The sequence below is a fragment of the Spirillospora sp. NPDC046719 genome, from assembly GCF_040645715.1.
Lineage (GTDB): Bacteria > Actinomycetota > Actinomycetes > Streptosporangiales > Streptosporangiaceae > Spirillospora.
Map to the genome: position 1 here is coordinate 1 of NZ_JBEYYT010000467.1, position 7,039 is coordinate 7,039.

Below are 7,039 nucleotides of genomic sequence, written 5' to 3' on the forward strand. Positions count from 1 at the left end.
GCGCGCCCTGGCGGCCCGCCTCGCCGCGGCCGGCGCCGCCGTCGGGGGCGAGGTCGTCGACACGCCATGGGAGCAGCGCTGCCTGCGCGTGGGCCTGCCCGGAGACGAGCAGCTCACGCTCTTCACGCTGCCGGACGAGGAGCGCCGCGTGCGGCGGGCCGCCCGCCGCCTGCTGCCCCGCTGACCCGATCGGAGATCGCGCATAAGCGTTGATGCGCTGTTCCGGCCCAGCCGCATCGGCTCGCTCGAACTGAAGAACCGCGTCGTGAAGTCGCCGCAGACCACCGCGCTGTCCAACCAGGACGGCCCGCGCTCCGCGACCACCTCGTCCACCAAGTGGAGTCGCGGAAGGTGACGGTCGTCGCCGCGCGCGCCGACGCCGCCTCGCTCGCCGGATACGACATCATCGTGGTGGCGACCGGCGGGGTGGCCCGCCCCCTGCCCGGGACGCGGCGCGGGCTCGGGCATCGGCCGGGCGGTCGTGCGGCGCTACGTCGCCGAAGGCGCCCGCGTGGTCGCCGTGGACATCGACGGCGACGGGTTCGCGAGCCTGGCCGCCGAGTCGGACGGCGCGGTCGTCCCGCTGGTCGCCGACGTGCGGTCCTGGGAGGGCAACGTCGCGGCGGTCGAGACGGCCGTGGCGGGGTTCGGCGGGCTGGACGTCCTGGTCGCCAACGCGGGGATCACCGACGGCGCCCGGCCCCTCCTCGACATCCCCGGCGAGGATCTGACGGGGGCGTTCCAGGAGCTGATGGCGGTGAACGTCCTCGCCGCGCTCCTCGCCGCCCGCGCCGCCGCCGACGCCCTCGTCCGCAGCCGCGGCCGCGTCATCGTGACCGGGGCGTACGCGAGCTTCCACGCGTCCGGAGGCGGCGCCCTCTACACCGCGTCCAAGCACGCGCTCTTCGGCGTCGTCCGGCAGCTCGCCTACGAGCCGGCGCCGGACGTCCGGGTCAACGGGGTCGCGCGCGGCATCGCCCCGACGCGGCTGCGCGGCATCGACGCCCTCGGCCAGGGACGCTCCGACTCCGTCATGGACGGCACGGCGGCCGTCCTGCCGCTGCAGGAGGTGCCTTCCACCGACTCCTACGGCGGCCTCCACACGCTGCTCGCCGACCCCGCCGACTCGGGCCACCTGACCGGCACCATGATCACCGCCGACAGCGGGCTGCCCGTCCGCGGGCTGGCCCGCCCCGGCGGCCGCGTCCCCTAGCTACACGGCGGCGGCGGGCACGTGCCGCGAGTGGGACGCCGCCCTACCGGTGTGCGCGGAGATCGCGGGCAGCTCCACGGTGACGCGCATCCCGCCGGCGGGACGCGGGGTGAGGGTGAGCGTCCCGTCGTGCGCCTGAGTGATCGTCTTGACGATGGCCAGGCCGAGCCCGACGCCCGCGTGGTCGGTGTGCGTGCGTTCGGTGCCGCGCTGGAAGGGCTCAGTGAGCGTCGAGACCAGCTGCGGGGCGAGCTTCTCGCCGGTGTTCTCGACCGTGAGCACCACCGACCTGGCCCGGACGCCGGTGCTGATCCGCACGGTGCCGTGTTCGGGCAGGTTGTGGACGATCGCGTTCTGCACGAGGTTCATGGTCAGCTGCAGCAGGAGCGCCTGCGAGCCGACCGTGGGGGCGACGTCGCCGCAGGTCTCGATGCCGATGCCGCGCTCCTCGGCGAGGGGGAGGAGCGTCTCGGTGGCCTCCTCCGCGATGAGGGACAGGTCGACGTCCTCCAGGGTGAAGGACCGCTGGTTCGCGCGGCTGAGGAGGAGCAGCGCCTCGGTGAGCTCGATCGCCCGGGTGTTGACGGCGTGCAGGCGGCCGATGACCTCGCGGGCGTCCCGGTCCGGATCGGTGCGGGCCACGTCGAGCAGCGCCTTCGAGATCGCCAGCGGGGTCCGCAGCTCGTGCGAGGCGTTGGCCGCGAACCTCCGCTGCTCGGTCACGTGCGTCTCGAGCCGGGCGAGCATCGTGTCGAAGGCGTCGGCGAGCTCCCGGAACTCGTCCTGGCGGCCCGGCAGCCGGATCCGGTGGGAGAGCGATCCCGTCGAGGCCAGGCGGGCGGCGTCCGCGACGCGGGTCAGCGGGGCGAGCATCCGGCCGGCCAGCAGCCACCCTCCCGCGAGCCCGAACACCAGCAGGAACGCCATGACCGCCGCCGCCCTCGGCGCGAAGACGCGCAGGAGGTTGGACCGGATGGGGAAGACACCGGTGTCGGTGGTGCCGGCGGCCACGAGGAGCGCACGGTTGGGGACGTAGCGCAGCAGGAACACCCACACGGCGGCGAGCAGCAGGGCTCCCGCGACCATGAGGAACGCCGCGTAGCTGAGGGTGAGTCTGAGGCGGACGCTCAGCCCGGGCGCTCTATCCACGGTCCCCGCCTTCGTGCCCGGTCTCCGCCTGCGCGTCGATGCGGTAGCCGGCGCCCGGCACGGTGGCGATGATCCAGGGTTCGCCGAGCCGTTCGCGCAGTGCCGAGACGGTGATCCGCACCGCGTTGGTGAACGGGTCGGCGTTCTCGTCCCACGCCCGTTCCAGGAGTTCCTCGGCGCTGACGACCGACGGCCCGGGCACGTCGCGGTCGAGGACGGCGATGTCGTAGGCGTTGATCCCCGGCAGCCCCAGAGCGGTGTCGCCGTCCCCGGCGATGTCGGCCGCGATCGCTTCCAGGCGAAGGCCATCGCGGATGGCTTCTGCCATGTAGGGCTCGTCCTCGACGCTCAGCACGCGCATGCCTCGATGCTACGAACCGCCGCGTATCGTCGGCGTATCGAAAACCGCATACGCGGCGGCAACACCGGCCTGCGTTGACTGGCGGCATGACTTCGAACCCGCGCCGGGCCGCGCCGGACGCCGCGCACGACGGCGTGGCGTTCTACGTCAGCAGCGGCCGGCGCTCTCTCCGACGCGACGACGTGGCTCTCCCGGCACGGAGCCGAGTACGGGCTGTGCCGGATCTACTGCAACGAACCCTGGCACTACGGGCTGCGCACCAGCGCGAGCGATCGTGGCTGCCCCGGATGTACGCGCCGACCCCACCCATGACCCGAGGATGAAGCAGTGACCGACAGCGGACGAGGACGGACGATGGCGCAGGCGGACGTGGTGGAGACCGACCAGGGCGGCGCCCCTGACCGCGGTGCCGGTACCTGGCGTGACGGCGTCCGCCGGGCGGCCCGCCTCGCCTCCCGGCCGGAGCCGTGGAGGCGCGGTCCGGTCCTCGCGGCGCTGGCGCTGCTGCTCGGCCTGGTCATGCTGCTGCACGCGGAGATCCCGAACCGGATCGGGAACCTCGGGAGCCTGGTGGAGACGATCCTGCCGTGGCTCGGCCTGTTCGTCCCGGTGCTGCTGGCCTTGGCGCTGTGGCGCCGCTCGGCGTCCGCGGCGGTCGCGCTGCTGCTGCCGGTCGCGGTGTGGCTGGGCCTCTTCGGCGGGCTGCTCGCCGACAAGTCCCATCCGGGCGGCGACCTCACCGTGGCCAGCCAGAACGTCGGCGCCGACAACCCCGACCCCGCCGGCACCGCCCGCGACCTGGCCGCCGCCGGCGCGAAGCTGCTGGCGCTGGAAGAGCTGACCCCGCAGGCCAAGGGGGTCTACGAGAAGGAGCTGGCGAAGGCGTACCCGTACCACACGGCGCAGGGCACGGTCGGGCTGTGGAGCAAGCTGCCGCTGTCCGACGTCCGGCCGGTCGAGATCGAGACGGACTACGGGCCCCTGGCGGCCACCAAGCCGGCCGAGGTCAAGCTGACCTACAACCGGGCGCTGCGCGCCACGGTGGCCACGGACCACGGGCCGCTGGCGGTCTACGTCGCCCACCTGGGGTCCGCGCGCGTGAATCCGAGGGCGGGCTTCTGGACGGTCTCGCGGGACAGGAACGCGCAGGCGCTCGGCAAGGCCATCGCCGCCGAGCCGAACCGGCGGGTGGTGCTGCTCGGCGACCTGAACGGCACCACCGACGACCGCGCCTTCGACGGCATCACCTCGCAGATGCGCTCGGTCCAGGACGTGGCCGGGGACGGCTTCGGCTTCAGCTGGCCGGCGGAGTTCCCGCTGGTGCGGATCGACCAGATCCTGGTCAGAGGCATGAAACCGGAGAACTCGCGGGTCCTGCCCGCCACCGGCAGCGACCACCGGCCGGTGGCGGCCGGGATCGACTGGTGATTGCGCCGGCCGCCGAGGCGCGGCGAGGGTGGGGGATTTCGCCAACTCTTGCCGGATCTCGCCGGGAAGGTTGACCTTGGCGCGGTGCGGCCGAACCTATGCTACAGATCGTGACAATCCAGAGACGTACCGTGTTGACGGGTGTGGCCGGGCTGGCCGGCGCGGGCCTCTGCGCCGCGTGCGGCGGGGGCTCGTCCCCGCGCGGCGCGGCCACGGGACGCGGTACCGGCGGTTCCGAGGGCGCCTCCGCCGCGGCGCGGCCCGTCCGGTCGCGGGCGGAGGAGGTCGTGCACGGTGCGCGGACCGCCCGTGCCGTGGCCCTGACGTTCCACGGGTCCGGCGACCCGGCGTTGGCGCGGCGGCTCCTCCGGGAGGTGAACGCGGCGGGGGCGTCCATCACGGTCATGGCGGTCGGGAGCTGGCTGGACGAGGAGCCGCGCATGGCGCGGTCGTTCCTGGACGGCGGCCATGAACTGGGCAACCACACGCAGAACCATCGCGACATCGACGCGATGCCCGCGGCGGCCTCGTACGCCGAGATCGCCCAGTGCGCCGAGCGGCTGCGGAAGCTGACCGGAACGGCGGGCGCCTGGTTCCGGCCGTCGCAGGCGCAGCACGCGTCGCCGCGGGTGCGTGCTCAGGCGGCGGCGCTGGGATATCGAGGCTGCCTGTCTTGGGACGTGGATTCACTGGACTTCACCGATCCCGGCGCGTCGGCCATCACCCGCCGAGTGCTCGGCGGAGTGCGCGGCGGCTCGGTGGTGAGCATGCACCTGGGGCATGCGGGGACAGTCGAGGCGCTCCCGTCCATCCTGGACGGACTGCGGGGGCGCGGGCTGCGTCCCGTCACCGTGTCGCAGCTGGTGGGCGCATGAGGCGCCGATGGGTGATCGTGGCCGCCGCGGGGGTGCTGGCCGCGGCCTGCTCCTCCGAGGGCCCCGTCGGCGGCTCGCGCGAAAAGGCGCCCGGGGACGCCGTCGCCAAGGTGCTGAAGTCGCCGGTGGACCTGTACGAGCACGACCGGCCCGGCCTGCTCAGCCCGGCGGTCCGCGACCTGCCGGCGCGGGTGTACGTCCCCGACTCCGAGGGCGGCGACGTGATCGTGCTGGACCAGAAGACGTTCAAGAGGATCGGACGGTTCAAGGTCGGCCGCAGGCCGCAGCACGTCGTCCCGTCCTGGGACCTGAGGACGCTCTGGGTCAACGACAACGACTCCAACGACCTCGTCCCGATCGACCCGCGCACCGGAACGCCCGGCAAGCCCGTCCAGGTCGACGACCCCTACAACATGTACTTCACCCCGGACGGCCGCTTCGCGATCATCATGGCGGAGCGGCTCCAGCGCATCGACTTCCGGGACGCCCACACGATGCAGGTGCGCAAACGCGTGAACGTGCCGTGCACCGGCCCCAACCACGCCGACTTCTCGGCGTCGGGCGACTTCTTCCTCACCGCTTGCGAGTTCTCCGGCGACGTCCTGCGCCTCGACACCCGCAGGCAGCAGGTCACGGGCGTCGTCAAACTGGCGGACCACGCGATGCCGCAGGACGTGAAGACGTCCCCGGACGGCAAGACGTTCTACATCGCCGACATGGCCACCAACGGCGTCTGGACGATCGACGCCGCGACCTTCCGCAAGACCGGCTTCATCCCCACCGGCAAGGGCGCGCACGGCCTGTACGTCAGCCGCGACTCCACGACCCTCTACGTCACCAACCGCGGCGAGGGCACCATCTCGCTCATCTCGTTCAAGACCGGCCGGGTCGTGCGCCGCTGGCGGCTGCCCGGCGGAGGCTCACCGGACATGGGCGGGGTCTCGGCGGACGGAAAGGTGCTGTGGCTGTCGGGCCGCTACAACTCCGAGGTCTATGCGATCTCCACCTCCACCGGCCGGCTGATCCGCCGCGTCCGCGTCGGCGACGGACCCCACGGCCTGTGCGTGTATCCCCAGCCGGGCCGCTACTCCCTCGGTCACACCGGCGTCTTCCGCTGAACGCGTCCGCCCGGTGCGAAATCCGCGCTCCTATTGGCGTGAATGTGCGCCGGCTGCGCTTTCAGGAAGGTCTCGCCGAACAGCGGCCTCGTGCGATCTCTTGATCAGGTCTCGGGGAATTGCACCTGCAGGACCAACGGGCTGGCGTCGGGGCCGGTCTGGGGCTCGACGAGCATTCCCGCGGCGGTGAGGGCGGTGGTGTAGGCGGCGAGTTCGGCGAAGGGGCTGAGGGTGCGGCGGCGGGCGCGGGAGGCGCAGGCGACCAGGAAGGGCTCACCGTCGCGGCCGCCGTCGACGAAGAACCCGTCGCCGGGGTGGCAGAACTCGGGGCGTCCGGCCTTGCGGAGGACCGTCCGAATGGTCTCGGCGTCGCGGTCGCGCCTTGTCCGCAATGGCTCCTGCCAGCGTCCGTATCCGAAGGCGGGAACGTCTCCGACCTGTTCGGCGAGAGTGGACAAGCTGTCATCTCCTGTACATGCGCAGGCCACCGGAGTAGGCGGTGGCCAGGGGGCGTTCAAGGGTCCGGGGCGACTAAAGGGGTTGTGGATATGCCCGGCCAATGGAAGTTCAACCGTGCGGTTTCCTGGACCAGGACGATGCTTCGGGGGATGGCCGGGCGAGGGGCCGCCGCCGGCACGGCCGTCACCGGGAACTCCCGGGCCGGAACGCGCGCCGATGCGCTGCCCGACCCGGCGTGGCCGGGCAGCGCATCTGGTGCGTTGCCGTACCGGTGACAGCCGATCCTCGCGGCGGACGGCCGTTCCGGTGTGTCAGTTGGCGAGGGCCTTCTGAGCGCCGGCCTGGACGGCGACCTTGCGGGGCTTGGCCTGTTCCAGGACGGGGATGCGGACGGCCAGGACGCCGTTGTTGTAGGCGGCCTCGATGGCGTCGGCGT

General features: G+C 72.7%; 7 protein-coding genes and 2 pseudogenes. 5 read left to right on the forward strand and 4 right to left on the reverse strand.

What is annotated here, in order from left to right:
* A pseudogene (locus tag ABZ914_RS43185) lies at nt 1-184 on the forward strand (hypothetical protein); the annotation flags it as partial.
* Between the two features lie 279 nt (nt 185-463).
* A pseudogene (locus ABZ914_RS43190) lies at nt 464-1,213 on the forward strand (SDR family oxidoreductase); the annotation flags it as partial.
* Here ABZ914_RS43190 and ABZ914_RS43195 read toward each other — a convergent pair.
* Both ABZ914_RS43195 and ABZ914_RS43200 read right to left on the reverse strand, forming a co-directional pair.
* A complete protein-coding gene (locus ABZ914_RS43195) occupies nt 1,214-2,362 on the reverse strand; it encodes a sensor histidine kinase (RefSeq protein ID WP_500200569.1) in 1,149 nt (382 codons plus the stop codon).
* Nucleotides 2,355-2,723, reverse strand: a complete 369-nt coding sequence (locus tag ABZ914_RS43200) for a response regulator transcription factor (RefSeq protein WP_500200570.1) — start codon at nt 2,721-2,723, stop codon at nt 2,355-2,357. The genes ABZ914_RS43195 and ABZ914_RS43200 overlap by 8 nt, the downstream gene beginning before the upstream one ends.
* A 327-nt stretch (nt 2,724-3,050) precedes the next feature.
* On the opposite strand from ABZ914_RS43200, the gene ABZ914_RS43205 reads away from it, so the two are divergent.
* From ABZ914_RS43205 to ABZ914_RS43215, 3 genes are all read left to right on the forward strand, one after another.
* Complete coding sequence (locus tag ABZ914_RS43205; protein ID WP_500200571.1) at nt 3,051-4,151, forward strand: endonuclease/exonuclease/phosphatase family protein; 1,101 nt, start codon at nt 3,051-3,053, stop codon at nt 4,149-4,151.
* A 110-nt stretch (nt 4,152-4,261) separates the two neighbouring features.
* Nucleotides 4,262-5,026 (forward strand): polysaccharide deacetylase family protein, encoded by a 765-nt coding sequence (locus ABZ914_RS43210; protein ID WP_500200572.1) that lies wholly within the window; start codon nt 4,262-4,264, stop codon nt 5,024-5,026.
* A complete protein-coding gene (locus ABZ914_RS43215) occupies nt 5,023-6,144 on the forward strand; it encodes a YncE family protein (protein WP_500200573.1) in 1,122 nt (373 codons plus the stop codon). Before ABZ914_RS43210 ends, ABZ914_RS43215 begins: the two co-directional genes overlap by 4 nt.
* 104 nt (nt 6,145-6,248) lie before the next feature.
* Here ABZ914_RS43215 and ABZ914_RS43220 read toward each other — a convergent pair whose 3' ends face one another.
* Nucleotides 6,249-6,602, reverse strand: a complete 354-nt coding sequence (locus ABZ914_RS43220) for a hypothetical protein (RefSeq protein ID WP_500200574.1) — start codon at nt 6,600-6,602, stop codon at nt 6,249-6,251.
* A 312-nt stretch (nt 6,603-6,914) separates the two neighbouring features.
* Entirely contained in the window at nt 6,915-7,028 is a 114-nt protein-coding gene (locus ABZ914_RS43225; protein ID WP_500200575.1) for a hypothetical protein, read from the reverse strand.
* Nucleotides 7,029-7,039 lie beyond the last annotated feature (11 nt).